Origin of the sequence: Aeromonas sp. R9-2 (genome assembly GCF_040908025.1) — a bacterium.
Taxonomy (GTDB): Bacteria; Pseudomonadota; Gammaproteobacteria; order Enterobacterales; family Aeromonadaceae; genus Aeromonas; species Aeromonas veronii.
This window is the reverse complement of record NZ_JBFOCX010000024.1, coordinates 89,467-115,434: the sequence shown is the minus strand read 5'-3', so window position 1 is coordinate 115,434 and position 25,968 is coordinate 89,467. Positions and strand designations below refer to the sequence as shown.

Below are 25,968 nucleotides of genomic sequence, written 5' to 3'. Positions count from 1 at the left end.
TGCTATTTCAAGCGCTGGCGCCCCATCAGGGAGTGGGAGAGCGTGGTGCCATCCACCAGCTCCAGCTCGCCCCCTACCGGCACCCCGTGGGCGATGCGGCTCACCTCCACCCCTGCATGACGGGCCATATCGGCGATATACCAGGCGGTGGCATCTCCTTCAATGGTGGGGTTGGTGGCGAGGATCAGTTCGCTGATCGCCTCATCTTTCAAGCGGCGCTCCAGAATATCGAGTCCCAGCTCCTCCGGGCCGATACCGTCCAGCGGCGACAGATGGCCCATCAGCACAAAGTAGCGACCGGAAAACTGGCCGGTCTGCTCGATGGCGGCCACGTCCGCCGGACTCTCCACCACGCAGAGCAGACCGTTCTCTTCCCGCTTGGGATTGGCGCAAATATCGCAGCGATCGTTCTCGGTAAAGGTGCGGCAGTGGCTGCAGTGGCCAATCTCGGTCAGGGCGCGAGAGAGCAGTTGGGCCAACCGCAAGCCGCCGCTGCGCTCACGCTCGAGCAGGGTAAAAGCCATCCGCTGGGCAGACTTGGGCCCCACCCCCGGCAATACCTGCAGGGCTTTCATCATCTCATCGAGCAGGGGACTGAACTTCATAACACTCCTTACACGGGCCTGCCCCTCGCCACCACCAGGGCCACGACGGGTCAGCAAAACAGGATAACGCCATTGGCGCAGGACTATACCCGAGCCCGCCGTCCATCGCCATCGGCTTGCCTACAGCGCTCGCAAAAACGCGGATAGCAAAAAGCCCTGATGTTTCCATCAGGGCTTTGCAATGTGGCGGTGAGGGAGGGATTCGAACCCTCGATACGTTGCCGTATACACACTTTCCAGGCGTGCTCCTTCAGCCACTCGGACACCTCACCAAATTTTGGTCTGTGGTTTAACGTGTTCAGCCAACACGGTGTTCGCTACGCTGTTGCGCTGGAACGGGGCGTAATTTAGGGGAAAGCCCCGCCCGCGTCAACGGCTTTTTTCACCTGGCGAACCGTTCGAACACTTAATGCACAGATTCCGGTGCAACCTGGATTTCCGGCAGGTTGAGGAAGCCGGAACGTTCGCATTCGGCAACCAGTTCGTGGGTGGCAGCGATGGTGCTTTGCACGAACAGCAGGAACTGCTCGACGCTGAGTCCGGCCTTGGTAAAGACGGTGTGGCCGACCACCAGCCGCGGCAGGTTGTCATCGATGATATCGAGGAACACCTTGAGGGAGGGGTACTGCATATTGAGTCGGCCCAGTTCGGCAACCAGCGGCAGCATTGCGGAGGGGCGCACTTCCAGCTCGGAGGAGAACAGCAGGCCTTCCTCTTCCACGAAGATCCGGCTCTCCTGAATACCATCGACCGACTGCAAAGAGACAATGTGGATACCGTGACACTGGTCGCAGACATAGTGCTCGATACGAGCCTGTTGCAACCAACGCATTATCATTTCGGAGCTGGGGATATTCATCATTTCCACGACAAGATTGGGATCAAGGGGCGCAGTCTAAACCAATTTGCTATCAACAAAAAGCACGCCAACCCGATAACCCTGCGGCTCGCTTCTTTTTGGCAAGCGCTATGCATATACTCAGCCAAATCCACGATGACGCTTGCCCCACAGGGGGCCCATGACTATCCAAGAAAAGTATCGCCTTCATCTGAAATTACTCTCGGATGAGCTGCTCACCCTGCAAAAACCCATCCGCATTCTGGATGCCATCAAATGGCCACGCCATCTGCAGGATCGCTTTCTGGTAAGCGGTGGCAGGGAGCTGCCCGCTATCGACAGGCACTTCTATGATGCCCTCCCCCTCGGCTTCGATCCGCGCAACAAGTATCTGGAGCTCAAGGAGCTGCGGGACCGGATCCGCAGAAAACTGGGGCCACAGGACGATCTTGGCCGGATCCTGCAAGAGACGGTCGATCAGTACATGGTGGTGATCGAGATGCTGCGCCAGCGGGGCCAACCCGATTTTCAGCGTTACAGCCAGCTGCTTTATGGCTCTGCCAGCGATCACCTGCGCGGGGATCGCAAGACTCTCAAGGAGCTGGGCGCCCGCCTGTGCGATATCTTCTCCCTGCCCGGCGCCCGCCATCTGGTGCGCCCCTACCCCAAGGAGTTCGAAGGAGAAGCCGCGGTCGCCAAACTGCAGGGCAAGCTGTCGAGCTACTTCAGTGACGGCACTGTGCAGGTGAAGCTGAGCGATGGCATCGTCTCCGATGCCGCGGCTGGTGGCGACTACATCAAGCTCAACTCCCACGCCCGTTTCTCCGAGCTGGACTTGCAGGTACTGGAGGTACACGAGGGGTGGGTCCATGTCGGCACCACCCTCAACGGTCGCCAGCAGCCTTATGCCACCTGGCTGAGCGCCGGTTCACCGCGGATCACCGCCTGTCAGGAGGGGCTGGCCGTTCTGATAGAGACCCTCACCTTCAGCTCCTTTCCGGATCGGGCCAAGCGCATTTCCGATCGGGTGATGGCCATCGACATGGCCGAGCGCGGCGCCGATTTTATCGAGGTGTTTCAGCACTTCGTACAGCAGGGCACCAGCGAGCACGACGCCTACAAGATCACCCAGCGGGTCTTTCGTGGCGGCATGGTGGGCGGCGGCGCCTGCTTTACCAAGGATCTCTCCTACGTGCGTGGCTATGTGGAGACGGTCAACTTTATCCGCAGCGCCGTGCTGGAAGGGGTGCCCGAGATCCTGCCGATGCTGTTTGTCGGCAAGGTGACGCTGGATGACATTCCGGTGCTCTATCAGCACTATCTGGAGGGGCTGATCGCCGCTCCCCGCTATTTGCCGCCGATGTTTCGCGATCTCACCGGCCTCTATGTCTGGTTCGGCTTTGCCTCCGGCATGTCACTGGTCGATATAGGCCGGGTACAGCACCATTTTCGCCAGCTGTTTCAACGCCTGCCGGTGGCCGACCCCATCATTGCGCCGGTGGATATCGAGATCGACTGAACCACAGCGATACAAGTTGGGGAATATAAAAAGGGCGCCAGATTGGCGCCCTTCTCGACGATTCAAATATCGCAGCCGAATTACTTGTAGGCCTGACCTTCGAGATAGTGTTTGCGACAGAGCGACACATAGCGATCGTTGCCGCCGATCTCCACCTGTTCGCCATCACGCATCACCTGCCCCGCTTCGTTGACCCGGGAGTTCATGTGAGCCTTGTTGCCACACCAGCAGATACTCTTCAGCTCTTCAAACTTGTCGGCCAGACAGAGCAGATGGTAGGAACCGGGGAACAGCTCGCCGCGAAAATCGGTCTTGAGGCCATAGGCCATCACCGGAATATCCTGCTCATCGACGATCCGGGCCAGCTGGTAGACCTGCTCACGGGTCAGGAACTGGGCCTCGTCCACGATGAAAACATCGATATGTTTCTTCGCATGGCGCGCTTTCACCATTTCAAACAGATCGCAGCTGTCGCTGAACACGTCCACCTTCAGTTCAAGGCCAACCCGGGCACTGATCACCCCGACCCCGAAACGGTCATCGATGGCTGGCGTCATCGCCAGAGGATGCATGCCCCGCTCCAGATAGTTGAAGTGCGCCTGAATGAGCTGGGTGGATTTGCCTGAATTCATGGTGGCAAATTTGTAGTGCAGTGAAGCCATGATACTGTTCCGAAACTGAATTTATGGGGCGCATGCTAACCAAAGCCCCTGACAAAACCAAGGGGCCCGCGGGCCCCTTGCTCTATAAATGTTACGCGGTGGCCAACACTGGCCGCGCTTTGGCCTTTTTCAGGTGATAGCCGGTAAAGAGCACGAACCAGAGGGCACTGACACTGAAACCGGCCAGGCTGGAGTGCATCAAGCCCATCGCCAGGTAACCGATGGCCGCGCCGAAGGCGATGGCCAGTGCATAGGGCAGCTGGGTCATCACGTGATCGATGTGATGGCAACCGGCACCGGTGGCAGAGAGGATGCTGGTGCTGGAGATGGGTGAGCTGTGATCCCCGAACACCGAGCCAGCCAGTACCGCAGCCAGCATCGGCAGCATCAGGCTGATGTCGCTGGCGGCGGCCATGTCACCGGCCAGCGGCAGCATGATGCCGAAGGTACCCCAGCTGGTACCTGTGGCAAACGCCATGGCACAGGAGAGGATAAAGACCACGGCAGGCAGCACTTCGATCGGCAGGTTGCCGTTAGCCAGCGAAGCCAGGTACTTGCCGGTCTCCACATCACGCACCACAGCACCGATGGTCCAGGCGAACAGCAGGATGTTGATGGCCGGCAGCATGGCCATGACACCTTGCGGCGCGGCCTTGATCCAGTTCTTGGCTCCCAGCTTCAGGCGCATCGCCAGACCGATGGAGACCACCAGACTGCACAGGGCACCGTAGACCAGCGAAGAGCCGACGTTGGTATTTTCGAACGAACCGAGCACGCTGAACGGCAGCCCTTTCTCGCTCAGCACCGCAGCACCGGAATCGATCATGAAATAGATGGTGGCAGCGGTCAGGGTCAGGATCGGCAATACCATATCGATCATGCCGCCGTTGCTCTCTTCGGGGCTCTCCATATCCAGACCGATGGGGCGGCCCTTGGACTCATCCCACAGCTTGCCTTCCAGCGCCCACGCTTCGTGTTGACGCATCGGGCCGATATCCAGCTGACAGGCGATCACCACCAGCACCATGATCAGGGTGAAGACGGCGTAGAGGTTCATCGGGATCATCTCGACAAATGCCGCGATGGGGCTCTGTTCAGTCAGACCGTGTGCCGCCATGATGCCGCCAACCAGAGCGATGATATAGGCGCCCCAAGAGGAGATGGGCATCAGCACGCAGACCGGCGCCGCGGTGGAGTCCAGCAGATAGGCCAATTTGGCACGGGAGATCTGGAAGCGGTCGGTCACCGGACGGCAGATGGCCCCCACCGACAGGCTGTGGAAGAAGTCATCGATAAAGAAGGCAAACACCATCATGCCAGTCAGGGCTTTGGCGCCCTTGCGAGTCTTGGCACGACGCTCGGCCCACTCGGCAAAGGCACGGGTCGCCCCGGAGACGCTCATCAGGCTGATGAGGCCACCCAGCAGCAGCATAAACAGGATCATGTTGACGTTGTCACGATTGAGCGCGCCATCGACCCAGAAGATCTTGAGCACGGTATTCAACATGTAATGCAGGGATTCGAGGGGTGAAAACTGATTGAGCAGCAAACTGCCGGTGACGATGCCCACACCAAGGGACAGCAGCACGCGGCGGGTCATGATCGCCAGCGCGACAGCCAACAGGGGGGGAAGAACGGACCAACCGGAGTCGGCGAAATGACTAATGTCCATGATCTCTTTGCACCTAAAGATTACAGGTGGAGATCTACCGAGAGGATCTAAAGAAACAAAACCTATGGGGAGGTTATACTCCTCAGCCCCTTCAGGTAGCGCTCCATAGTGGATGACTATGGCAGTCCTGCACCTATTAGATGCAGAACCAGCAGCCCGGTATGATGGCCTGGCCACTTCGGCGCTGACTCCTTTCCTTGTGCATCACAGGCATCACCCTCCGCACAAATACTCATAGGCAGCGCGCCTCTACTTAAAGGTATTCGCCGCACATTTTATCGAGATGGCAACTTATAGCAAGTTTTTTGATTAAATAATCATAATAAACAGATCAAGGTCGGAAAATGGTAGTCAAATGATGCAACAACGCCAGCTTTGACGCTATTTTCACCTACTGCGGTTTCATTGGCATCCAATCACCAAGCCTATTGCTGGCCATATTAAATATCTGTATTGATGTTCCCCACGGATATAATATTTAACCCGGCTTGACTTATTTAAATCACCAAGCAAGAATCAGCTGGAACATAATATTTTTCTCTGACTCGACGTGGTAACTCCTATGAATGAATTTTTAAAGGTACTGCTTAATATCCGCAGTCTGCGTGCGACCTGCCGCGAGCTTTCTCTGGAACAACTGGAAGAGGCACTGGAAAAACTCTCTACTATCGTTGCTGAACGTCAGCAGGATGAAGCTGCCGAGCGTCAGGCCCGTGAAGAGCATCTGCGGAAAATTAACGAATATAGCGAAATGCTGAAAGCCGCCGGTATTGACCCGGCAGAATTGGTAAGCGCTGTCGCTACCCCCCCCGGCAAATCAGAAAAAGCCAAGCGGGCGCCACGTCCTGCCAAATATCGCTATCAGGATAATGGCGTAGAGAAAACCTGGACCGGCCAGGGCCGTATGCCTTCGGCTATTGCCAGCGCAGTGGCAGCAGGCAAATCACTGGAAGACTTTGCTATCTGATCTCAATCTCGTTGCTAATAAAAAACCTCGCCAAGGCGAGGTTTTTTATTGCCGCTTAAATGTGACATATCAGATAGCCGATTGCGGGCGTTCTGCTGCCTTGACCCACAGCACTTCACGATCCCCTGCTACGCAGATGAGATAGCGGGCAACGGTAAAGAACCAGTCACTCATCCGGTTCAGATAGGGCAGCACCTCGGGATTGACCCGCTCTTCCCGGCTCAATGTCAGCAGCAAGCGCTCGCAATGACGCACCAGAGTACGCACCACATGTGCTTGCGCCGCGGCACGGGAACCACCGGGCAATATAAATTGGCGCAGCGGTGGCAATGGCTCACTATAACGATCTATCTGCTGTTCAAGGCGAGTGGTCCAAGCGGCATTAACCTGCCAAATCGATTCATTCTGGGCGTCACTGGAGAATGCCAACTCCCCCCCCAGATCAAACAACTCCTGTTGCAACAGCTGTAAATCAGCCAATAAACCGATCTCTTGCGACGGCACGTCACAAATCAGCAAGCCAATATGGGAGTTGAGCTCATCGATATAACCGTAGGTCTCGACCCGCAAATGATCCTTTGGCAACTGGATACCATCGGCCAGCCGGGTCATGCCCTTATCGCCCTGCCTCGTATATATTCTCATACCGACATCCTGTTAATAATGGGAATAATCATGGACTCAAGTCCATTGAGTTTGATTTCGTAAGCCAACGCCAGCGTCTGGCCCAATTTACCCGCCGGAAAACCGCTGCGCGCCATCCACACCAGATAGGGCTCTGGAATATCGATGATACGCCGCCCCTGATATTTACCGTAAGGCATCTTGTTGGTCAGGGTCAGCAGTACCTGTTCGTCGGATAGCCAATCCATATTAATCGATATCCAGATATTTATGAGTCTGGATTGAGAGTCGCCAGTTACGCGCGATACAGGTATCCATCGCCAATTGGGTGGCCCTTGGCTTCTGGCTGATCGGCTGCAAGGCAATGACCACATCAGGGCGCAGGGTAGCAGTAGCGAGCAGCGTATCCAGCTCTTCAATATGGTGCTCGGTGGCCACCGGATGCTTGATCTCGTTGGCCCGCTCCAGCGCCGAGACCAGCACAGGCAGCCCCCCTTTCATGCCAATTTTGGGGGAGACGGTCACCCAGGTCTGCTCATGGGTCTTGATCTCGCTGGTGCCACTGGTTTCAATCTGCACCTGATAACCCGCCGCCAGCAGGGCTGACGAGAGTTCGTGCAGATCGTAGAGGCAGGGCTCGCCACCGGTGATCACCACATGGCGCGCCTGATAACCCAGGTCGGTAAAGCTCTTGATAATCTGCGCGGTGCTAAGTTGGCTCCAACAATCGGATTCGTTGGAGCGATCCAGCACCGCAGCCTTGCCCACTTCACGAGCCGGATCAACAACCCAGGTATGACGGGTATCGCACCAGGGGCAGCCCACCGGGCAACCCTGCAGGCGAACAAAGATGGCGGGCAGGCCGGTAAAGATGCCCTCCCCCTGGATGGTCTGGAAAATCTCGTTGATTGGGTAGTGCATCTCGATCACGGCTTGTTGCAAAAGTCGCGGATTATACCCCAAGCCACGGCAAGACGCAGGCTCACTCTGCGCTTTTCTCACCCAGCCCGGTTTTCTCAAACAGTCTGGCCATGATGCCCGCCTTGTCGGCCAGATAGTTGTTCAGGCCGCGACTGCGCAGTTCACACGCAGGACACGTGCCGCAACCGTCACCGGCAATGCCGTTGTAGCAGGTCAGGGTCTGCTGGCGCACCGTGTCGAGGTGACCATAGTGATCCGCCAGAGCCCAGGTCTCGGCCTTGTCGAGCCACATCAAGGGAGTTTCAAAACGGATGCCGCGATCCAACCCCAGCGACACCGCCTGATTGAGGGCCTTGACGAACTCGTCACGGCAATCGGGATAGCCGGAGAAGTCGGTCTCGCAGACACCGGTGATCACCGCTTCGGCGCCCACCTGATAGGCATAGATGGAAGCCAGGGTCAGGAACAGGATATTGCGACCCGGCACGAAGGTGTTGGGCAGGCCATTATCCTGCAGCTCGCAGCTGACCGGGATGTCGTCACGGGTCAGGGCAGAGACCGCCAGCTCATTGAGCAGCGTCACATCCATCACCTTGTGGGCGGCGATCCCTAGAGCACTGCCCAGACGACGCGCGGTGTCGATCTCTTCCCGATGGCGCTGGCCATAGTCGAAGGTGATGGCGTGCACTTCATCATACTGAGCCAATGCCTGTACCAGACAGGTGGTGCTGTCCTGACCGCCACTGAAAACCACGACTGCTTTTTTCATCTTGATAACTCCTTGAATTGTCACGCGCGGCGGCCTTCGGCAAAGTCCTGCCACTGGGTATTCAACCGGTTAAACAGGGTCAGCAAGGGCGCATAGTGCTCCGGCCTCCCCTCCCACCGGGACAAGAGGTGATAGCCCGCCTCTATGGTAGAGAGGGCATCGGGAAAGGGTTTCTTGCGAATGGCATATTGACCGGCAATGGCACCAATGCCGATGCGGGGCAAGCGGGCCAGTGCCGGGTTGCTCTGCAACATGCGATAGGCTTTGCGCCAGGTGCCGTCGAGCAAGATAAAGGCGATGGACATTTTGCCAGAGGGTTCACTCTCCCGCTGTTGGCGAAGATCGGTCAGCGAAATGGCATCCTCATCCGGCCAGAGTAGATAGCAGCGGCGGGAAGGCTCTGCGAGTAACCCATTGAGCCACTCATCGCGGGAAAAGTCCTCCCCCACATGGATCTCGCACTGTTGCAAAGAGGCCGCCAGCAGCGCCGCAGTCCCCTTGGGATGTGCCACCTCGTTGGGGTGCTGCAAGATGTAGAGGGGCGTGTGATTGTCAACCGGCACAATATAATCGCACAGGCAGGCTTTGAGGGCTCGGGTGCAACGTGTACAGTATCGACTGTTCTTGTCGTTGGACTGTTTCATGTTGTCAGACAAATCTGGATTGCTCTGGGTTATCACGCTCTCTCTCACCAGCTTGCTACTCTTCTTTACCGTTCCCAATCTTCAGCTCTCCTTCGATCGGCCCTTGATCGCCGGGGGCGAAGGGTGGCGGATCATAACAGGCAATCTGGCTCATACCAATCAGTGGCACCTGCTGCTCAATCTGGGCGGCCTCGCCATCCTCTATAGCCTGTTTCGCGACTATTTGGGTGGGGCTCGCCTGCCGCTGCTGATGTTGCTGCTCTGGTTGGCAGTGGGCTTGGGGATCTGGTGGTGGTGCCCGCAGACCCAGTGGTACATGGGGCTATCTGGCTCGCTGCATGGCCTGTTTGTCTGGGGGGCAATGCAGGATATTCGCCACGGACGCCGCACATCGGGCTGGCTACTGTTGGCAGGGATGGGGCTCAAGCTGGCGATGGACTTCTACAATGCAGGAGAGAGCCCGATATCCACCCTGATCAATGCCAGGGTACACATCGGCTCTCATCTTATCGGGGCCGGTGCAGGCCTGTTGCTCGGCCTGCACCGTGTATCACTGAGTGAGCCTGTTACGCACCAACCAGCTCGGCATTGATGCTGGCCAGCATGGCGGCCGGATCGGCAGCCTGCGTAATGGGGCGACCGATAACCAGATAATCGGACCCCGCCTCGACCGCCGCTTTCGGTGTCATCACCCGGCGCTGATCCCCGGCCGCTGAACCGGTCGGGCGAATACCCGGGGTCACCAGCTTGAACTCATCACCCAGCAAGGCTTTAAGCTCATGGGCCTCGTTGGCGGAACAGACCACCCCATCCAGACCGGATGTTTTGGTCAAGGTAGCCAGCCGGATCACCTGCTCGGCGGGGCTTACATCCAGACCAAGAGGGATCATGTCGGACTGCTCCATGCTGGTCAGCACGGTCACGCCGATAAGCAGGGGGGCCTTGTCACCATAAGGCAGAAGCGCCTCTTTGGCGGCACGCATCATCCGCTCACCACCACTGGCATGCACGTTGACCATCCAGACACCGAGCTCGGCACTGGCTGCCACGGCTTTGGCAACGGTATTGGGAATATCGTGAAACTTCAGATCCAGAAAGACATCGAATCCCTTGGCCACCAGCTGGCGTACAAACTGCGGGCCAAACAGGGTAAACATCTCCTTGCCTACCTTGAGACGGCACTGGGCCGGAGAGATACGTTCAACGAACGCTAAGGCATCTGCCTCGTGCTGATAATCCAGCGCTACCAGTACTTTGGGATCTTGCATCTCACATCCTATTGCTTGTTATTCACCGTCCAGACCGCGGATCGGCTTGATGGAACCCCACTGGCGACAAGACGGGCACTGCCAGAACAACGAGTGAGTGGCAAAGCCGCACTGCCGACACTTGTGGGTTGACTTGATTTTGATCTGCTCGCCGACCAGCTGTTGCAGCAGTTCGAGGCTCTCCTTGGCAGGCCCCTCTTCCGCACTGGCCAGCTGAAAACCCACCAGCTGGTAAAAACCTTTCATCGACGGATGACGACGCAGCTGACGCAACACGAGGGAACGGGCCTGGCTCAGGCCATCACGCTCTTCAACCAGCTTGGCAAGGGCCAGGGTCACGCTGACACCGGCGTGATCTTCCACTGCCTTCTCAAGCAGCGGGATCAACGCAGGCGTGCGGCCCAACTGCTGATAGCACTCGAGCAATTTGGGCATTGCCTCGGAGGCAAAGTCGATATCCTGCTCGAACACCCGCAGCAGCTCCTTGCTGGCCTGCTCATACTCCCCCTCAGCCATGGCGAGCTCAGCGAGGCGCAAACTGGCCCGGGCACATGCCGGATTGATATTGAGCGCCCGTTTGAGCTTGACCAGCCCCTCCCCTTTATTGCCCTCACGCAGCGCGATTTCGGCCTGTTCGCAATAGAAATGGGAGATGGGGTCGGCAAGCTTCTTGCCCTGGAATTTTTGCAGACGAACTGCCACATCGATGGCCTTGTCCCAATCCCGCAACTGCTGATGGATAATCAACAGCTGTGCCAGCGCCGTCTCTTCAAAATCGCTGTCGTCACACAGCTCATTCCAGAGCGCTTCCGCCCGGTCGAGCAGACCTGCAGCAAGAAAGTCGCGAGCCAGCTCCTGCAGAGCAAGCTGGCGCTGCTCTCGGGTCAGTTGGCGGGTTACCAGGTTCTGGTGGATCTTGATGGCACGATCGACCTCCCCACGCTGGCGAAACAGGTTGCCGAGGGAGAGGTGTGTTTCGATGGTTTCACTGTCCACCTCAAGCAGCTGGATAAAGAGATCCACCGCCTTGTCGGATTCATCGGACAGCAAATAGTTGAGGCCCGCCACATACTGGCGGGAAAACTGGTTACTCTGTTTTTGGGTGTCCTGGCGAACACTCCTGCGACCCATGTACCAACCATAACCGGCGGCGATGGGCAACAGCAGGAAAAGCAGTTCAAGCATTGAGGAACATTATTCCTTACCCGGTGACCGGGCCAGCTCCAACTCGCGGGATTGACGACGCATGGTGCGGTTGAGGGTGCGGTTTTGCATTTTCAGGCGCAGGAACAGCAGGCCGAATACCAGCCAGCCCAGCAAAAAGCCGCCAGCAAAGAAGAAGCCCAACAGCATGGCAAGTGAAAACTCACCCTGAGCGATCAGGTAATTGAACTGAACCAGCTGGCCATTTTGTGAGCCCAGCGCCAGGGTCAGAACAAACACCAGCACCAGCGGAATGAGGGCCAAAATACGCTTCATAAGAGCTCCCTGTCAGTATCTAATGAGAGGCTGATTATCCTTAAAATCGCAGGCAGACTCTAGAGTGAATGGGAAAAGAGTTTAAGAAACAAGACGATTGGCACAGGAATCGGCGCTAAAAACAAAAAAGGCATACCCGAGGTATGCCCATTTCTGCATTATTCAACGATGTTGACGCGCTCGCGCAACTCTTTACCAGGTTTGAAGTGCGGGACATATTTCCCGGTCAGTTCAACCTTGTCCCCAGTCTTGGGGTTGCGGCCCACACGGGGCGCACGATAGTGCAGTGAAAAACTGCCAAATCCGCGGATTTCAATCCGGTCGCCGTTTTGCAAGGTCGACGCCATCTGCTCAAGGATCTCCTTGATGGCGGCTTCGACATCCTTGGCCGGCATATGCATGCGGCTGGCTGCCAGTTGTTCGATGAGATCTGATTTGGTCATAACGTTAAATCTCCTTCCCCGATCACATGCAATATTCATTTTGCCAGGATAAAAAAGGGCGGCGCAATGCCGCCCTTTTCTTGCATCAAGGATTACTCACCCTTGGCGGCTTTGAACGCTTCCATCATAGCATTGCTGAACACAACTTCTTCTTGCTGGTTCAGGTTATCGATAGCAACACGCTCATCAGCCTCGTCCTTAGCACGGACAGACAGGCTTACGGTGCGGTTCTTACGATCAACGCCCATGAATTTAGCTTCAACTTCGTCACCAACAGACAGCACCAGAGTGGCGTCTTCTACACGGTCACGAGCAGCGTCGGAGGCACGCAGGTAGCCTTCTACGCCATCAGCCAGTTCGATAACGGCACCTTTGGCATCAACCTCGGTAACCTTACCTTTCACGATAGCACCTTTCTTGTTGTCAGCCAGGTACTTGTTGAACGGGTCTTCTTCGATCTGCTTGACACCCAGGGAGATGCGCTCACGCTCCGGATCCACTTGCAGAACAACGGCTTCGATCTCGTCGCCTTTCTTGAATTCACGCACGGCTTCTTCGCCCTGGTTGTTCCAGGAGATGTCAGACAGGTGAACCAGACCGTCGATGCCGCCATCCAGACCGATGAAGATACCGAAGTCAGTGATGGACTTGATCTTGCCGGAAACACGGTCGCCTTTGGCGTGAGTTTCGGCAAACAGCTGCCACGGGTTGGATTTGCACTGCTTCAGACCCAGGGAGATACGACGACGCTCTTCGTCGATGTCCAGAACCATCACATCAACCACGTCACCAACGTTAACAACTTTGGACGGGTGGATGTTCTTGTTGGTCCAATCCATCTCGGATACGTGTACCAGGCCTTCAACGCCTTCTTCGATTTCAACGAAGCAGCCGTAGTCGGTCAGGTTGGTCACGCGGCCAGACAGACGGGTGGTCTCCGGGTAACGCTTGGCGATAGCAACCCAGGGATCTTCGCCCAGCTGCTTCAGACCCAGGGATACACGGGTACGCTCGCGGTCGAACTTCAGAACCTTGACAGCGATCTCGTCGCCAACGTTGACGATTTCGGAAGGATGCTTAACGCGCTTCCACGCCATGTCGGTGATGTGCAGCAGGCCGTCAACACCGCCCAGATCTACGAATGCACCGTAGTCGGTCAGGTTCTTGACGATACCCTTAACTTCTTGACCTTCTTGCAGGTTAGCCAGCAGGCTTTCGCGCTCGGAGGTGTTCTCGGTCTCGATCACGGCACGACGGGAAACAACAACGTTGTTGCGCTTCTGGTCCAGCTTGATGACTTTGAACTCGAGTTCTTTGTTTTCCAGGTGAGCGGTGTCACGGATCGGACGCACGTCAACCAGAGAACCCGGCAGGAAGGCACGGATGCCGTTCAGTTCAACGGTGAAACCACCCTTGACCTTGCCGTTGATGATACCGATAACGGTAGCTTGCTCTTCGTAAGCCTTCTCAAGCTGCAGCCAGGCTTCGTGGCGCTTGGCTTTTTCGCGGGACAGCTTGGTTTCGCCGAAACCATCTTCGATAGAGTCCAGAGCCACGTCAACGGTGTCGCCGACGTTGATTTCCAGCTCGCCCATGGCGTTCTTGAATTCTTCAGCCGGGATAGCGGACTCGGATTTCAGACCGGCGTCAACCAGTACGAAACCGTTCTCGATAGCAACGACAGTACCCTTGACGATGGAACCTTGACGGGTTTCAACGGCGTTCAGGGACTCTTCAAAGAGTTGAGCAAAAGATTCGATCATTGTTTATGTCACAAATGAAACATCCACTTGCAATCCGGCACAAGCGGGGCTGTTTTAAATAATCTGCGCCATCCTTGGTGCAGACGACCGGATGTCAGCTTGCGCTGGCATCACCAAGTTGTTGCTCTGCATAGGCGAGTACTGTTGCCAGCACTTCATCTATGGTCATGGCGGTAGAGTCTACCACCAGAGCATCTTCTGCCGGTTTCAGGGGTGCAGTAGCGCGATTTCTGTCGCGATCGTCACGTTCCCGAATCTCGGTTAAAAGACGCTCAAAGTTAACATCAAAGCCCTTATCTTGCAACTGCTTATAGCGACGCTGGGCCCGTTCTTCGGCACTTGCGTCGAGGAAAATCTTCACCTCGGCCTCGGGGAAAACAACTGTGCCCATGTCACGACCATCGGCAATCAGACCCGGGGCCTGACGAAATGCCCGCTGACGGCGCAGCAAGGCTTCGCGCACCCGGGGGAAGGCGGCGATTTTACTGGCAGCATTACCCACTTCTTCGGTGCGGATGGTGCGGGAGACATCTTCCCCTTCCAGGATCACCTTGACCAGATCGCCCTCAACCTGAAATTGCACATCCAGATTGGCAGCCAGTGGCACCAGTGAGGCTTCACTGTCCAGCTCTACATCGTGATGCAGGGCGGCCAGGGACAACACCCGATAGATGGCGCCCGAGTCCAGCAAGTGCCAACCCAGCTTCTCAGCAAGCAGCTGACACAAGGTGCCTTTACCTGCACCACTGGGGCCATCAATTGTCATTACGGGGGCCATCTGAGGCATAACTTCTCTCCTGCACTGTGTTGCTCCCATCCCGAAGGGGTGGGTTAATGGGCGCCGATTATACCCGAATGTGGTGAGCCTGGCAGTCATCAATCCGCACAAAGGGCCAAAACCCCGCCGGACAGCTGTGCTTGTATCTCATTTGGAGATTTCATTAAGCAATGCAGGGACTTGTTCTTATGGTCGTTCCTGACAAGGCGCGCTAAACTGGCCCCCCTTTTTTGAGCCGTTAGTAGTAAGGAGCAACCTATGAGCAGCGTTACCCTCGTGGCCAAATCCAAATTGCCAACCCCCTGGGGCACCTTCACGCTGGTAGGTTTTCAGGAAACCGGCACAGGCAAAGATCACGCCGCACTGGTGATGGGCGACATTACCGGTGAAGAGCCCGTGCTGGGCCGGATCCACTCAGAGTGCCTGACCGGCGACGCCCTGTTCAGCCTGCGTTGTGACTGCGGTTTCCAGTTGCAAGCGGCCATGGAAAATATCGCCAAAGCCGGTCGTGGCGTGTTGCTGTATGTGCGTCAAGAGGGCCGTGGCATCGGCTTGCTCAACAAGATCCGCGCCTATCACCTGCAGGATCAGGGGGCCGATACCGTGGAAGCCAACGTGGCCCTTGGTTTCGCCGCCGATATGCGCGACTACACCATCTGCGCCGATATGCTCAAGCAGCTTGAGGTCAAGTCTCTCAAACTGATGACCAACAACCCGCGCAAGATGAAAGCGATGGAATCCTTCGGTATTCCGGTGGCCGAACGGGTACCGTTGCAGGAAGGGCGCAATCCCCACAACGAGTTCTATCTGTCGACCAAGGCCAACAAGCTGGATCATATGCTGAAGAAGTGAGCCTGCATTGACGAATGTCAGATAGTCAAACGCCTCCCGAACGGAGGCGTTTTTCTTGGGACGACCCTAGCTATCGCTGTGGTACGGTCAGATTGGCCAGCAGAGCTTCAAGCTCTTCGCCAGTGCGGGCAGCACAGTATTGTTCGACCCGCTCGCGGGTCAATTGCGGCGCGAGACGTTCAATCAGATTGTAGAGATAGCCGCATAAAAATGCCCCTCTGCGCAACCCGATAGCAGCTACACCGCCTGGTAGCCAGGGCGCCGTTTTGAGCACCAGATCCCCATCGCGCTGGGGCTCCCAGGCAAAGGTTGCCATCACCCCTATACCCATCCCTTGTCTGACATAGGTCTTGAGCACATCGCTGTCGCTCGCACAACAGGCGATCCGGCTCTCGGCATGAGCGCAATCAGTGACCTGAGTAGTGGAGAGAGCCCTTCCGTCAGTCACCATTGCAAACTCCACCAGCTCGGCCGGGGTCAGCGATGTCGCTTTGGCCAACGGATGATCCTTTGGCAACACCAAGCCCCGTTGCCACTGAAAACAGGGGAGCATGAGCAGATCGCTCCCCTCCTCCGGTTCATCCACCAGCAGCAGATCGGCAGCGCCATCATGCACGGCTGCGCGGCACTGCGCCGCACTCCCCTGCATCACAGTTACGGCAACTTTGGGAAAGCGGGCCATGAAGCCCTTGAGGATGGCGGGCAGAATATAACGGGCTTGCAGATGAGTAGCGGCAATGGTGAGGGTTCCCTGCTCCGGATGCACATGCTGCCTGGCCATTACCTTGATGGTGGCGACCTTGTCCAGCACCTCGGCGGCCACTTTGATCACATCCCGACCGATGGGAGTGATCTGGGTCAGGTGTTTACCGCTGCGCTCGAAGATCTGGATCCCCAGCTCATCCTCCAGCATCCGCACCTGTTTGCTGATCCCGGGCTGGGAGGTAAAGAGGCTCTCGGCGGTGGCCGACAGATTCAGCCTGTGGTTCGCCACCTCGACGATATAGCGCAATTGCTGCAGTTTCATGGTGTAGCCCTCAAGCGAACCCACCGTTAATAGTAACAAACTTTCAGCAATGACCCGCCGCCATCAGGCCGGGCGCTCCTTGAGTAGGAAATCACGCAAGGCACGGTTGGCCATGGAGAGCGGATCGCCACGCCGCCACGCCACACAGAGGTCGAGGTAGATGGGCGGGTCGAAGGGCACGCCACTCAGATCCGGCTCCTCTTCCAGCACCATCCGCAAGAAGGTTGTCACCGCAAAACCTTGCCGCACCACCGCCTTGAGCAGAGGGATAAGATTGCTCTCGAAGGCGATATCGGGTTCAACGCCAAGGCTCTGGGCCAGCGCCTCCATATGCTCCCGGTGATAAAAGCCGCGGCGAAACAGCGCCAGCTCCTGAGCAAAGAACTGCGAGAGGGTGACGGCTGGTTCACCGCGCAGGGGGTGATCGTCCCCCACCACCATCAACATCTCTTCACTCAGCAGATGTGCCCCCTCGATGGCGGGGGGGAGATCACTGGTGATGAGAATGGCCAGATCGAGGGAGCCATCCACCATCCGGCTGAGCAGCTCACGGGTGCCGGCCTCTTCGACCCGGATCTTGAGGCCGGGATAGCGATGCTTGAAGGCCATCAGACGAGGGGGGAAATAGTAGGAGCCCATCATATAGGGGATCCCGATCCGCACTTCCCCCCGCTCCAGCCCCTTGAGCTCGGCCATCTCGGCCTCGGCCTGATGCATCTGCAGCAACAGACGCTCGGCATGGCGACAGAGCACCTCTCCCTCTGGGGTGAGCCGTACCGCCCGGTCCTGCCGATCAAACAGCCGCAATTCGAGCTGCTGCTCCAGCTTGGCGATGGCCATGCTGATGGCCGGTTGTGCCACATGCAGACTGTTGGCTGCCTTGGTAAATGAGCCGGCATCCCTGACCGCCAGCAGATAGGTGAGCTGTTTCAGATCCATGTATCAATTCATCTTATGAGACGGATAACTTAAATATATTATATTTATAACAGAAAGGACTCTACCCTGACCAAAAGTAGTCAGGACAATACGCAATGATTGAAGTTGGCAGTCGCGAGTGGATACGTGCAACCCTGGCCCTCAGCTTGGGCTCTTTTCTGGTATTTCTGAACCTCTACCAGACCCATCCCCTGTTACCCCTGATTGCCGAGGTCTTCTCGGTCAACTCCCTCTCTGCCAGCTGGACCCTGGCAGGATGCACTGCTGGCCTCGCCGCCTCCCTGCTGATCTGCGCCAGACTGGCGGATCGCCATGGCCGTCGGCAGGTCATGCTGGGTACACTCACCCTGGCGATCCTGCTCTCACTGTTGATCCCGATGGTTGAGCAGTTTGGCACCCTGCTGCTGCTACGCATCCTGCAGGGCGCGCTGCTGGCAGGACTGCCCGCGACCGCGATTGCCTATATGGGGGAAGAGTTCAGCAAACGGGCGCTCCTCTCGGCGGTGGGGGTCTATATTGCCGCCAACTCCCTCGGTGGCATTGCCGGTCGGGTGGTCGGCGGTCTGTTGGCGGGCTGGTTTGGCGACTGGCAGCATACCTTTCTGGGGATTGGTGTGATCAGCCTGTCACTGCTGCCGCTGGTCTTCTGGCTGCTGCCCCATCAGACCCGCTTTGTGGCGAGCGCCCCCGTTCGCGGCCAATTTGCTCGCGCCTTGCAACAACACCTGACCAATCCCTTGCTGGTAGGGGCCTATCTGATTGGCGGCCTCAACTTTATGGTGTTTCTGAACCAGTTCAGCTACCTCACCTTCTTGCTGGCCAAGCCCCCCTTCTCCCTGCCCACCCAGTGGCTCGGCATGCTGTTTCTCACCTATCTCTCGGGGACGGTGGCCTCCTCCTTGAGCGGCCGCTTTGCCAACCGCTGGGGGGCACAACGGATGCTGCTAGTGGGGATCGCGCTGATGGCTATCGGCAGTCTGTGGCTGCTGCAGGGCAGTCTGCTCGGGATCCTGAGCGGCTTGCTGGTCTCCAGCTTCGGTTTTTTCCTGGCTCACGCCTGTGCCAGTGCCTGGGTAGGTCATCATGTCGAACACAACCGGGCCCTCGCCTCCTCCCTCTATCTGGTGGCCTACTATCTGGGGGCGAGTCTGGGGGGACTTTACCTGCACCCCTTCTGGGAGCAAGGCGAGCTGGGCGGTCTGGTCATGGGAATTGAACTGGTCCTCATCCTGACGGCAGGCTTGAGCCTCTGGCTCGGCCGTCTCAAGCAGCGAAGCCAATCGCCACTGCCCGCCCAGCAACCCCACCGACACGGGTAACAGGCTCAGCGCAAACAGGGTCACCCACGAGCAGATGGCGATCTCGCAACCCAGCACCGCCAGATAACAAAAGGGGTCACACCGGTGACCCCTTTTGCTGCGTTATTCAAGAGCCTGTCAGGCCCGCTCGGCATTGTGCGCAGGATCACTCCTGATCGAAATAATCCGCAGGCACCGCGACCACAGCGTCGGTCGCCACCTCTTCGGCGATCACCTCAGCCAGCGGGCGCAGATGAAACTTGATCTGGCCGGAAGGCAACATCAGGCCAATATCGGGGTTGCGGGTATCCTGCATGTTGCCGGTTTTGAATGGCAGCTCGGGATAGCACGCTACCAGATCTTGCAGTGAAGTGACCACCAGCTCGATATGTTCCAGCCCCGCCTGATGGACGCGACCCGGTTTCGGTGCAGCCAGCTCGATACAGGGTACCTGTACCTCACCAGCCAACAGCGGCTGATGCAACTGATAAGTGGCGATGGGACGTCCGCCAATCATACCCTCCACCAGCAAGGTACCTGCCTCAGCCAGCACAGCACATAGCGCGCGGTACTCCTGCAGGGTAGCCGCCCGATAACAGAGGTGATCGACCGTTGGCCGGGAAATTGTGACGCCACTGGCGGCCAGTTCGGCCAACAGCTGAGAAACAAATGGGGCCATTGGCCCCAGTGTGGAATCGAGTGGGTGGGACATGCTTACCATTTCTTCTTGGGTTGAAACAGGACATCAAGCTCGTCGGCTTCCTTGTCCTTGATGTTTTGCAGATCCTGCGCGCTGTTTTGCTGCTGCAGCTCTTCAAGCTCCTTGAGCCCCTGACGCATATCTTCTTCACGGGCCAGCAGATAGGGATCCTTGTCGCCCACGCTCGCCATGGCAGAGAGTCCCTTGGTATAGAGCTGGCGGCAAGTACCATATTGGCCCTGAATGCGGGCATCCATCGCCCGCTTGACCAGATTGGAGATGTTGATCTTGAGCTGCATCAGCTCAAGGCGGCGCTCTTCTTGGGCAAACCCCTGAGGGTCAATCTTGCCCTTGTTGTGCTCTACCCGCAGCACGGCCCGCATCTTCTTGACCAGCTGCAGCATCTGGATCGCCTGACGATCGGACTCCGGGGTCTTGAACTGACCCTCATCCTGCACGCTGTAGTTCTCCTGCACATTCTTGATCTGGGTCTGTACATCAACGATGCGCTGCTTGATCTGATTGTTCGGCATCACCTGGGCGATGGCGCGATAGGCATCGAGGATCCGGTGCTGCAACAGCAACACCATGTTCTTGGAGAAAGGCACCAGATTGACGTTCAGCAACACCTCTTCGGTCTCGTCAGCCACCGTCTTGTGTCTGGCAACGGCGTGACGCTTGTCCGCCTCTGCCTTCTGCTTATATTGCTGCACCACGTTATAGGCGATAACCAAAAACAGGAGTGCGCCAATAGACAGCAATACCAAAGTTAAAATCATAGGATGTCCAAACCCCTGTTCCTATCCAATTGCGTGATCCTACAACAGCTTACCCACTTAAGGTAGCCTGCAGATCCCCCCTTGCCCACGATTTGTCACCAAGCTGTGCCCCCGGTCTCAGGGAGAGATTGCAGGATCAGGGGATGATGACCATGACGGTCACCTCCCCATAGTATCGCCCATCAGCGCCATTACTTGAGGTTAAAGCCCCGCGATTGCAGGAATCCCAGCATGAAAGGGCGGGACTCCTTGCCCAGAATGGCGCGGATCTGTCCGCTCCAGGTCTGCTGCTTGTTATTGCTGCTGCGGGCCTGATAGTAGTCCGCGATCTGCTGATCGTACCGGGCCAGCAGGTCGCGATCCAGCTCGTGCTGGTAGCGCTCCTGATGCACCACCAATCCCCTGGGCAGACGGGGTTTCTGCTCCGGCTGCTGGGCAGGATGACCAAGGCAGAGGCCAAACAGCGGGATCACCTGATGGGGCAAGCCCAGCAGCTCGCTCACCTCGGCCGGATGGTTGCGAATGCCGCCGATATAGACCCCGCCCAGCCCCAGCGACTGGGCCGCCAGCAAGGCGTTTTGCGCCATCAGGGCGCCGTCGATGGCACCGATCAGCAACTGCTCCGCATAGCCGGTCTGGGCCTCGGGCACGATCTGGGTGTGGCGGTGGTAATCGGCGCAGAACACCAGAAACTCGGCCGCCTGCACCACATAGGGTTGATTGCCCGCCAGCATGGCCAACTGCTGACGCGCCTCGGGCTCGCAGACTCGCACAATACTGGTCACCTGCAAAAAGCTCGAGGTCGAGGCTGACTGGGCGGCGGCGAGTATGGCATCCAGCTGCTGCGGTGCGATCGGCTCGGCAGTGAACTGACGAATGGAGCGATGGGAAAGGATAAGATCGATGGTCTGATTCATGGCACCTCCAAAATGAGGTAACACCATAGCGAAAAAAACGAGGGAGCCCAAGGCTCCCTCGCACACCCAGCTTAAGGGGCCGGATAGACGTAAGGGGCTTGCAACCCGAGCGGGAAGCCGAGCGCCCAGTAGAGCAGCAGGAAAATCGTCCAGCTCACCAGGAAGGCCAGCGAGTACGGCAGCATCATGGAGACCAGGGTACCGATCCCGGTGCTCTTCACATACTGCTGGCAATAGACCACCACCAGCGGGAAGAAGACCATCAGCGGGGTAATGATATTGGAAGCAGAGTCCCCGACCCGATAGGCCGCCTGGGTCAGCTCGGGGGAGATCCCCACCGCCATCAGCATGGGTACCAGGATCGGGCTGATCAGCGCCCACTTGGCGGAGGCCGAGCCGACTACCAGATTGACGGTGGCGGTGAGCAGGATCATCCCGACGATAGTCACCTCACCGGGCAGCGCCAGCGCATGGAGCACTTCGGCACCAGAGAGGGCCAGCAGGGTGCCCAGATTGGAGTCACCAAACGCCTTGATAAAGAGCGCGCAGAAGAAGGCCATCACCATGTAGGAGCCCATCTTGTTCATGGTGGCCGACATGGCATCGATCACATCCTTGCCACTCTTGAAGCTGCCTGCGACAAAGCCGTAGACAATCCCGGGCAGGATAAAGAGCAGGAAGATGAGCGGCACTATGGACTTCATCACCGGTGCGGCGAAGGTGGTCAGGGAGCCATCGGCAGCACGCAGCGGTGAATCGCTCGGGGAGAGCGCCAGCGCCAGCAGCACGATAGCCGCCAGCATGGCAAACCCGGCCCAGTTGAAGGCCCGGCTCTCTTGCGCGCTGTAGCGCCCCATCTCGTCGGCACTCTCCAGATCCTCGTTGAGCGCCACATGCTTGAGGCGCGGCTCCACCACCTTTTCGGTGACGAACCAGCCGACGCAGATGATCAGCAACGAAGAGGCACCGGTAAAGATGATGTTGCACAGGGTGTTGACCATGTAGTCAGGATCGAGCAACTGAGCGGCGGACTGGGTAAAACCCTGCAGCAGCGCATCCCCGCCGGAGGGCAGGAAGTTGGCGGCAAAACCGCCGGAGACACCGGCAAAGGCAGCTGCGATCCCCGCCAGCGGATGGCGTCCGGCAGCGTGGAAGATGATGCCACCGATGGGGATCACCAGCACATAACCCGCATCTGCGGCGGTGTGGCTGACGATCGCCACCAGGATCAGCATGGGAGTGAGAAAACGGGCAGGCGTCACTTTCAGCAACTTTTTCAGACCGGTATTGATAAAACCGGACTGCTCGGCCACCCCGACCCCGAGCATGGCCACCAGCACGATCCCCAGCGGGGCAAAGCCGGTAAAGGTGGTCACCATGGTGGAGAGAAACTCGGCCAGACCGGCACCGGTCAGCAGGTTGTTGACCACTACCGCCTCCCCGGTACGGGGATTGACCAGATCAAACTGGAATTGTGACAACACCCAGGAGCCGACCCAGACGATCAGCAAGGCGTAGAGGAACAGCATGGCGGGGTCGGGTAATTTGTTCCCGGCTTTCTCGACGCCATTGAGGAAACGGTTCAGCCAACCTTTGGGAGGGCTGGCCGGACGGTCATTGACAGCAGCATGACTCATTATTGCGATACTCCTTTCCCTAGAAACGAGGTCGCATGCTAGCAATTCCAGCCAATCCGTCTCATGACCGATCGCAAAAGAATGATTAATTTTGATTAAATATTGCGGAATAAAATCCCAAGTTGTGGCCTAACGCACACTTGTTACTCTGCCATCACGGCATCTAGCAGTGGATAACGCCCAACCTGGCACTCCACCACGAAACCGCTCGCCTCGACTTGCGCCACAGTCAGCGGCTTGCTGAACAGATATCCCTGGAACACATGGCACCCCTGGGTCTGCAGTGCGGCCAGCTCGTGGGGCTCCTCCACCCCTTCCGCCATGATCCCCAATCCCAAATTGGTGGCCATGGCTGCAGTCGCCCGGATCACCGGCAAGTTGAGGCCGACCACGAAGGAGCGATCCAGCTTGATGTTGTTGATCGGCAACCGGTTGAGATAGGCCAGCGAGGAGTAGCCGGTACCGAAATCATCGATGGCAATCTTGATCCCCTGTTCGCTCAAATCGTCGAGAATGCCGAGGCACCCCTTCATATCGAGCATCAGCACGGTTTCGGTCAGCTCCAGCGTCAACAGGGAGGCATCCACCCCGTGCAGCTCCAGCTGCTGGCGAACTTGCCCGGGCAGCGCCGACGAGAGCTGGAAACCGGAGAGGTTGACGGAGACCGGCACCCGCTGATGGAAGCGCTTCTGCCAGCTGGCTACCTGTGCCAGCGCGGTGGAGAGCACCCAGCTGCCGATCTCGCGGATCAGCCCCATCTCTTCGGCCAGCGGGATAAATTCCACCGGCGAGACATGGCCGAGCACCGGGTTGTACCAGCGCAGCAGTGCCTCGTAACCGATCAGACGCCGTTTGGCGGCATCGACCTGCGGCTGGTAACAGAGGCTCAGCTCCTGACGGCCGATGGCCTTGGCCAGAAACTGTTTGAGATTGAGCTTGCGCTGCAGGGTCTGCTGCATGCTGGGGGTGAAACGCTGCCAGCGCAGCCGCCCCATCTGCTTGGCCTGATACATGGCCATATCGGCACGGGTGATGAGGTTGTCCCCGTCATCCGCATCATCGGGATAGATGGCGATACCGATACTGCCGCCGATGGTCACCTCCGGCAGCCCGCTCAGTTGCAGCGGCTTGGTCATCTGGGAGAGCATCTGATCGGCCACCTCTTGCGCCCGATCCCCCTGATTGCCCAGCGGCACCAGTGCTGTGAATTCATCGCCACCTAGGCGAGCCAGCTCCACATCCCGCGGGCAAATCTGTTTGAGGCGACCGGCGACCCGCTCCAGCAGGCGATCTCCCGCCTTGTGGCCGTAGTTGTCGTTGACCAGCTTGAAGTTGTCCAGATCCATGAACACCAGCGCGAAACGCTCCCCCAGCCCGCAATAGGCCTCAAGGGATTTCATCAAGCCATACCGATTGAGCAGGCCGGTCAGGGAGTCGTGCCAGGCAAGGTGGCGATGCTCCAGCTCTTCGAGTTTGCGATCGGTAATATCGCGCATGGTGAGCAGAATGCGGGCCCCCTGCTGGATATAGCGGAACTGATACTGGAACCAGCGCATCCCCTTGAGGGTACGGCACTCCCCCTCGGTCACCACTTCATCGAGACGGGAGAGCTTCTGGTAGAAGCTGTCATCATTGCCGGAGAAAACCTGGGAGAGCTTGGCGATCTGGTGGCCGAAACACATTTCGAAGTGATAGTTGCCACTCTCGAATACACCATGGCTATCGAACAGGCAGGCAAGGGTATCGCCGGTTGCCAGCGAGGACTCCTGATAGAGGGTATCGGAGTCGAGCACCGCTTCGGTCATCATCATCAGCCGGCCAGCCAGTTGAATACCGGAGAGGCGCAGATAGATCTGCTTCTTGACCCCCTTTGGGGAGAGGGTCCACCACTCGTTGTAACTACGCCCCTGCTGAAAATCACCCAGATAGCGCTGCAGCAGCAGATCGATGGCGGTTGCCATATCGGCAGAGAAGTCGCGGGAGCAGAGTTCGTCGAGAGACGTCGCCTCCCACACGGAGAGCGCGGCGCTGTTTGCCCAGAAAATATGGTGATGCTCGATGTCATAAACCCAGATCGGGGTATGCAGAACATCCATCGTCTTCAGTAACCGTTCGTCAAGCGTATTCATCTGGTCAAGGTCATTCATGCTGGATGGTCACTGGTTAACCGGAAAACAGATCTGGCAAACCGCTAGCTGCAGAATGCAAGGTGCAAATACCTCTCGGCCATTATCCCTTTTCACATAGCCAAGAGCGGACAAAACTATTTCAGATATCAACAACAGGGCAGCCTGTGCGGCAATACTACAAAGGACTCAGCCAAGGACCCTGTTAATCCAGGCAAATCATATAGTCGATTTTTAACTTTTTTCCCCAGTAAAAACAAGCACTAAGAGCTATCCACTCGAGACCTTGAAAGATCAATTGCATATTTGCCGCGATAAATTTGTTATTAACATTTAAATCAATGGTGGAAATAGTCATCACTCTCTGTCACAAAGCTTCCATTAATTAACCAAGCGGATGGATAAACAGCCAAAAAAACGCCAAAACGGACAAAAATAGTTCACTAAGGCGGAATTGATATACCCCAAATTCATTTTTCAACAGGCAATGAGCAAAACCCGAATATATGATCTGCATCACATTGACTGGGGATGGCAAACCACCCCGGCTGAGCACGCAGAGCAACCCTGCGTACTTCCATCAGGTTGCAATATCGGCCTTCGCCTGCGGTTATAGCGGAACACATCAGGGAATATGGCAAACATCACTGCCGCAGTACCATTTGGCATCGTGCCGAAATAATCACCAGCTCGGGGAAACTGAGATGACGGGCGGGTGGATAACTGGTATCAACAGAAATC

27 protein-coding genes, 1 tRNA gene and 1 riboswitch are annotated in these 25,968 nt (G+C 57.3%); of the genes, 5 read left to right on the top strand and 23 right to left on the bottom strand.

What is annotated here, in order from left to right; all coding sequences use genetic code 11:
- Positions 1-2: 2 nt before the first annotated feature.
- The 3 genes from recR to AB5Y71_RS09665 all read right to left on the bottom strand — a co-directional run bounded on the left by recR (position 3) and on the right by AB5Y71_RS09665 (position 1,467).
- A complete protein-coding gene (gene recR / locus AB5Y71_RS09675; protein WP_139494219.1) occupies positions 3-605 on the bottom strand; it encodes a recombination mediator RecR in 603 nt (200 codons plus the stop codon).
- 184 nt (positions 606-789) lie between these two features.
- Positions 790-877, bottom strand: a tRNA-Ser gene (locus tag AB5Y71_RS09670).
- Between the two features lie 134 nt (positions 878-1,011).
- Positions 1,012-1,467 (bottom strand): YbjN domain-containing protein, encoded by a 456-nt coding sequence (locus AB5Y71_RS09665; RefSeq protein ID WP_005337119.1) that lies wholly within the window; start codon positions 1,465-1,467, stop codon positions 1,012-1,014.
- A 157-nt stretch (positions 1,468-1,624) separates the two neighbouring features.
- On the opposite strand from AB5Y71_RS09665, the gene AB5Y71_RS09660 reads away from it, so the two are divergent.
- Positions 1,625-2,962: a flavohemoglobin expression-modulating QEGLA motif protein gene (locus tag AB5Y71_RS09660; RefSeq protein WP_307896662.1), complete on the top strand. Its 1,338-nt coding sequence runs from the start codon at positions 1,625-1,627 to the stop codon at positions 2,960-2,962.
- An 80-nt stretch (positions 2,963-3,042) separates the two neighbouring features.
- Here the strand turns inward: AB5Y71_RS09660 and AB5Y71_RS09655 are convergent, their stop codons facing one another.
- Complete coding sequence (locus AB5Y71_RS09655) at positions 3,043-3,624, bottom strand: thymidine kinase (RefSeq protein ID WP_368171465.1); 582 nt, start codon at positions 3,622-3,624, stop codon at positions 3,043-3,045.
- 91 nt (positions 3,625-3,715) lie between these two features.
- Complete coding sequence (locus AB5Y71_RS09650; RefSeq protein WP_005351177.1) at positions 3,716-5,296, bottom strand: Na+/H+ antiporter NhaC family protein; 1,581 nt, start codon at positions 5,294-5,296, stop codon at positions 3,716-3,718.
- Positions 5,297-5,384: 88 nt separating this feature from the next.
- Positions 5,385-5,556, bottom strand: a riboswitch (Lysine riboswitch).
- Between the two features lie 302 nt (positions 5,557-5,858).
- On the opposite strand from AB5Y71_RS09650, the gene AB5Y71_RS09645 reads away from it, so the two are divergent.
- Positions 5,859-6,263, top strand: a complete 405-nt coding sequence (locus AB5Y71_RS09645; protein ID WP_338454985.1) for an H-NS family nucleoid-associated regulatory protein — start codon at positions 5,859-5,861, stop codon at positions 6,261-6,263.
- A gap of 69 nt (positions 6,264-6,332) precedes the next feature.
- Here AB5Y71_RS09645 and AB5Y71_RS09640 read toward each other — a convergent pair whose 3' ends face one another.
- The 5 genes from AB5Y71_RS09640 to AB5Y71_RS09620 all read right to left on the bottom strand — a co-directional run bounded on the left by AB5Y71_RS09640 (position 6,333) and on the right by AB5Y71_RS09620 (position 9,221).
- Positions 6,333-6,908 carry a cob(I)yrinic acid a,c-diamide adenosyltransferase gene (locus tag AB5Y71_RS09640; RefSeq protein ID WP_368171464.1) on the bottom strand — a complete coding sequence of 192 codons (576 nt, stop codon included), beginning with the start codon at positions 6,906-6,908 and terminating at the stop codon, positions 6,333-6,335.
- The gene (locus AB5Y71_RS09635) at positions 6,905-7,135 is read right to left on the bottom strand and encodes a DUF3820 family protein (RefSeq protein ID WP_005337126.1); all 231 of its coding nucleotides are present in this window, start codon (positions 7,133-7,135) and stop codon (positions 6,905-6,907) included. Before AB5Y71_RS09635 ends, AB5Y71_RS09640 begins: the two co-directional genes overlap by 4 nt.
- Before the next feature lies 1 nt (position 7,136).
- Entirely contained in the window at positions 7,137-7,808 is a 672-nt protein-coding gene (gene queE, locus AB5Y71_RS09630) for a 7-carboxy-7-deazaguanine synthase QueE (protein WP_019444695.1), read from the bottom strand.
- A 61-nt stretch (positions 7,809-7,869) separates the two neighbouring features.
- Positions 7,870-8,577, bottom strand: a complete 708-nt coding sequence (gene queC / locus AB5Y71_RS09625) for a 7-cyano-7-deazaguanine synthase QueC (RefSeq protein WP_042013218.1) — start codon at positions 8,575-8,577, stop codon at positions 7,870-7,872.
- Positions 8,578-8,597: 20 nt separating this feature from the next.
- Complete coding sequence (locus AB5Y71_RS09620; RefSeq protein WP_307896659.1) at positions 8,598-9,221, bottom strand: tRNA-uridine aminocarboxypropyltransferase; 624 nt, start codon at positions 9,219-9,221, stop codon at positions 8,598-8,600.
- Between AB5Y71_RS09620 and rrtA the strand changes: the two genes are divergently transcribed.
- Positions 9,220-9,813 (top strand): rhombosortase, encoded by a 594-nt coding sequence (gene rrtA / locus AB5Y71_RS09615; RefSeq protein ID WP_307896658.1) that lies wholly within the window; start codon positions 9,220-9,222, stop codon positions 9,811-9,813. The two genes, AB5Y71_RS09620 and rrtA, sit on opposite strands and share 2 nt — an antisense overlap.
- Here the strand turns inward: rrtA and pyrF are convergent.
- The 6 genes from pyrF to cmk all read right to left on the bottom strand — a co-directional run bounded on the left by pyrF (position 9,788) and on the right by cmk (position 14,961).
- The gene (gene pyrF / locus AB5Y71_RS09610; RefSeq protein WP_255910451.1) at positions 9,788-10,489 is read right to left on the bottom strand and encodes an orotidine-5'-phosphate decarboxylase; all 702 of its coding nucleotides are present in this window, start codon (positions 10,487-10,489) and stop codon (positions 9,788-9,790) included. The two genes, rrtA and pyrF, sit on opposite strands and share 26 nt — an antisense overlap.
- Positions 10,490-10,507: 18 nt before the next feature.
- Positions 10,508-11,674 (bottom strand): lipopolysaccharide assembly protein LapB, encoded by a 1,167-nt coding sequence (gene lapB / locus AB5Y71_RS09605; RefSeq protein WP_307896656.1) that lies wholly within the window; start codon positions 11,672-11,674, stop codon positions 10,508-10,510.
- Between the two features lie 9 nt (positions 11,675-11,683).
- A complete protein-coding gene (locus AB5Y71_RS09600; protein WP_005337143.1) occupies positions 11,684-11,968 on the bottom strand; it encodes a LapA family protein in 285 nt (94 codons plus the stop codon).
- A gap of 158 nt (positions 11,969-12,126) precedes the next feature.
- Positions 12,127-12,411, bottom strand: coding sequence for an integration host factor subunit beta (ihfB, locus tag AB5Y71_RS09595; protein WP_005337145.1), 285 nt, complete (start codon positions 12,409-12,411; stop codon positions 12,127-12,129).
- Between the two features lie 92 nt (positions 12,412-12,503).
- Positions 12,504-14,174: a 30S ribosomal protein S1 gene (gene rpsA / locus AB5Y71_RS09590; protein WP_005337148.1), complete on the bottom strand. Its 1,671-nt coding sequence runs from the start codon at positions 14,172-14,174 to the stop codon at positions 12,504-12,506.
- Positions 14,175-14,268: 94 nt separating this feature from the next.
- Entirely contained in the window at positions 14,269-14,961 is a 693-nt protein-coding gene (gene cmk / locus AB5Y71_RS09585) for a (d)CMP kinase (RefSeq protein WP_019444698.1), read from the bottom strand.
- A gap of 249 nt (positions 14,962-15,210) precedes the next feature.
- Here cmk and ribA point away from each other — a divergent pair, with 249 nt between their 5' ends.
- On the top strand, positions 15,211-15,804 hold the full coding sequence (gene ribA / locus AB5Y71_RS09580; protein WP_005337152.1) for a GTP cyclohydrolase II: 594 nt from the start codon (positions 15,211-15,213) through the stop codon (positions 15,802-15,804).
- Positions 15,805-15,874: 70 nt separating this feature from the next.
- Here the strand turns inward: ribA and AB5Y71_RS09575 are convergent, their stop codons facing one another.
- Together AB5Y71_RS09575 and AB5Y71_RS09570 are read right to left on the bottom strand one after the other, a co-directional pair.
- On the bottom strand, positions 15,875-16,831 hold the full coding sequence (locus tag AB5Y71_RS09575; RefSeq protein ID WP_368171463.1) for a LysR substrate-binding domain-containing protein: 957 nt from the start codon (positions 16,829-16,831) through the stop codon (positions 15,875-15,877).
- A gap of 63 nt (positions 16,832-16,894) precedes the next feature.
- Positions 16,895-17,770 carry a LysR family transcriptional regulator gene (locus AB5Y71_RS09570; RefSeq protein ID WP_005337156.1) on the bottom strand — a complete coding sequence of 292 codons (876 nt, stop codon included), beginning with the start codon at positions 17,768-17,770 and terminating at the stop codon, positions 16,895-16,897.
- Positions 17,771-17,865: 95 nt separating this feature from the next.
- Between AB5Y71_RS09570 and AB5Y71_RS09565 the strand changes: the two genes are divergently transcribed.
- Entirely contained in the window at positions 17,866-19,089 is a 1,224-nt protein-coding gene (locus AB5Y71_RS09565) for an MFS transporter (protein ID WP_236292618.1), read from the top strand.
- A gap of 145 nt (positions 19,090-19,234) precedes the next feature.
- Here AB5Y71_RS09565 and AB5Y71_RS09560 read toward each other — a convergent pair whose 3' ends face one another.
- The 5 genes from AB5Y71_RS09560 to AB5Y71_RS09540 form a co-directional block, all read right to left on the bottom strand.
- Positions 19,235-19,789: a VOC family protein gene (locus AB5Y71_RS09560; RefSeq protein ID WP_236292620.1), complete on the bottom strand. Its 555-nt coding sequence runs from the start codon at positions 19,787-19,789 to the stop codon at positions 19,235-19,237.
- Entirely contained in the window at positions 19,783-20,547 is a 765-nt protein-coding gene (locus tag AB5Y71_RS09555) for a hypothetical protein (RefSeq protein ID WP_005337161.1), read from the bottom strand. Before AB5Y71_RS09555 ends, AB5Y71_RS09560 begins: the two co-directional genes overlap by 7 nt.
- 191 nt (positions 20,548-20,738) lie before the next feature.
- The gene (gene nfsA, locus AB5Y71_RS09550) at positions 20,739-21,464 is read right to left on the bottom strand and encodes an oxygen-insensitive NADPH nitroreductase (protein ID WP_005351148.1); all 726 of its coding nucleotides are present in this window, start codon (positions 21,462-21,464) and stop codon (positions 20,739-20,741) included.
- A gap of 71 nt (positions 21,465-21,535) precedes the next feature.
- Positions 21,536-23,101, bottom strand: a complete 1,566-nt coding sequence (locus AB5Y71_RS09545) for an AbgT family transporter (protein ID WP_040069319.1) — start codon at positions 23,099-23,101, stop codon at positions 21,536-21,538.
- A gap of 143 nt (positions 23,102-23,244) precedes the next feature.
- Entirely contained in the window at positions 23,245-25,197 is a 1,953-nt protein-coding gene (locus AB5Y71_RS09540; protein ID WP_013723827.1) for a bifunctional diguanylate cyclase/phosphodiesterase, read from the bottom strand.
- Between the last annotated feature and the right edge of the window lie 771 nt (positions 25,198-25,968).

Excerpts from the sequence above, each read along its gene's own strand:
- recR (WP_139494219.1), bottom strand. The coding sequence starts at position 605 with ATGAAGTTCAGTCCCCTGCTCGATGAGATGATGAAAGCCCTGCAGGTA.
- AB5Y71_RS09665 (WP_005337119.1), bottom strand. The coding sequence starts at position 1,467 with ATGATGAATATCCCCAGCTCCGAAATGATAATGCGTTGGTTGCAACAG.
- AB5Y71_RS09660 (WP_307896662.1), top strand. The coding sequence starts at position 1,625 with ATGACTATCCAAGAAAAGTATCGCCTTCATCTGAAATTACTCTCGGAT.
- AB5Y71_RS09655 (WP_368171465.1), bottom strand. The coding sequence starts at position 3,624 with ATGGCTTCACTGCACTACAAATTTGCCACCATGAATTCAGGCAAATCC.
- AB5Y71_RS09650 (WP_005351177.1), bottom strand. The coding sequence starts at position 5,296 with ATGGACATTAGTCATTTCGCCGACTCCGGTTGGTCCGTTCTTCCCCCC.
- AB5Y71_RS09645 (WP_338454985.1), top strand. The coding sequence starts at position 5,859 with ATGAATGAATTTTTAAAGGTACTGCTTAATATCCGCAGTCTGCGTGCG.
- AB5Y71_RS09640 (WP_368171464.1), bottom strand. The coding sequence starts at position 6,908 with ATGAGAATATATACGAGGCAGGGCGATAAGGGCATGACCCGGCTGGCC.
- AB5Y71_RS09635 (WP_005337126.1), bottom strand. The coding sequence starts at position 7,135 with ATGGATTGGCTATCCGACGAACAGGTACTGCTGACCCTGACCAACAAG.
- queE (WP_019444695.1), bottom strand. The coding sequence starts at position 7,808 with ATGCACTACCCAATCAACGAGATTTTCCAGACCATCCAGGGGGAGGGC.
- queC (WP_042013218.1), bottom strand. The coding sequence starts at position 8,577 with ATGAAAAAAGCAGTCGTGGTTTTCAGTGGCGGTCAGGACAGCACCACC.
- rrtA (WP_307896658.1), top strand. The coding sequence starts at position 9,220 with ATGTTGTCAGACAAATCTGGATTGCTCTGGGTTATCACGCTCTCTCTC.
- AB5Y71_RS09620 (WP_307896659.1), bottom strand. The coding sequence starts at position 9,221 with ATGAAACAGTCCAACGACAAGAACAGTCGATACTGTACACGTTGCACC.
- pyrF (WP_255910451.1), bottom strand. The coding sequence starts at position 10,489 with ATGCAAGATCCCAAAGTACTGGTAGCGCTGGATTATCAGCACGAGGCA.
- lapB (WP_307896656.1), bottom strand. The coding sequence starts at position 11,674 with ATGCTTGAACTGCTTTTCCTGCTGTTGCCCATCGCCGCCGGTTATGGT.
- AB5Y71_RS09600 (WP_005337143.1), bottom strand. The coding sequence starts at position 11,968 with ATGAAGCGTATTTTGGCCCTCATTCCGCTGGTGCTGGTGTTTGTTCTG.
- ihfB (WP_005337145.1), bottom strand. The coding sequence starts at position 12,411 with ATGACCAAATCAGATCTCATCGAACAACTGGCAGCCAGCCGCATGCAT.
- rpsA (WP_005337148.1), bottom strand. The coding sequence starts at position 14,174 with ATGATCGAATCTTTTGCTCAACTCTTTGAAGAGTCCCTGAACGCCGTT.
- cmk (WP_019444698.1), bottom strand. The coding sequence starts at position 14,961 with ATGCCTCAGATGGCCCCCGTAATGACAATTGATGGCCCCAGTGGTGCA.
- ribA (WP_005337152.1), top strand. The coding sequence starts at position 15,211 with ATGAGCAGCGTTACCCTCGTGGCCAAATCCAAATTGCCAACCCCCTGG.
- AB5Y71_RS09575 (WP_368171463.1), bottom strand. The coding sequence starts at position 16,831 with ATGAAACTGCAGCAATTGCGCTATATCGTCGAGGTGGCGAACCACAGG.
- AB5Y71_RS09570 (WP_005337156.1), bottom strand. The coding sequence starts at position 17,770 with ATGGATCTGAAACAGCTCACCTATCTGCTGGCGGTCAGGGATGCCGGC.
- AB5Y71_RS09565 (WP_236292618.1), top strand. The coding sequence starts at position 17,866 with ATGATTGAAGTTGGCAGTCGCGAGTGGATACGTGCAACCCTGGCCCTC.
- AB5Y71_RS09560 (WP_236292620.1), bottom strand. The coding sequence starts at position 19,789 with ATGGTAAGCATGTCCCACCCACTCGATTCCACACTGGGGCCAATGGCC.
- AB5Y71_RS09555 (WP_005337161.1), bottom strand. The coding sequence starts at position 20,547 with ATGATTTTAACTTTGGTATTGCTGTCTATTGGCGCACTCCTGTTTTTG.
- nfsA (WP_005351148.1), bottom strand. The coding sequence starts at position 21,464 with ATGAATCAGACCATCGATCTTATCCTTTCCCATCGCTCCATTCGTCAG.
- AB5Y71_RS09545 (WP_040069319.1), bottom strand. The coding sequence starts at position 23,101 with ATGAGTCATGCTGCTGTCAATGACCGTCCGGCCAGCCCTCCCAAAGGT.
- AB5Y71_RS09540 (WP_013723827.1), bottom strand. The coding sequence starts at position 25,197 with ATGGATGTTCTGCATACCCCGATCTGGGTTTATGACATCGAGCATCAC.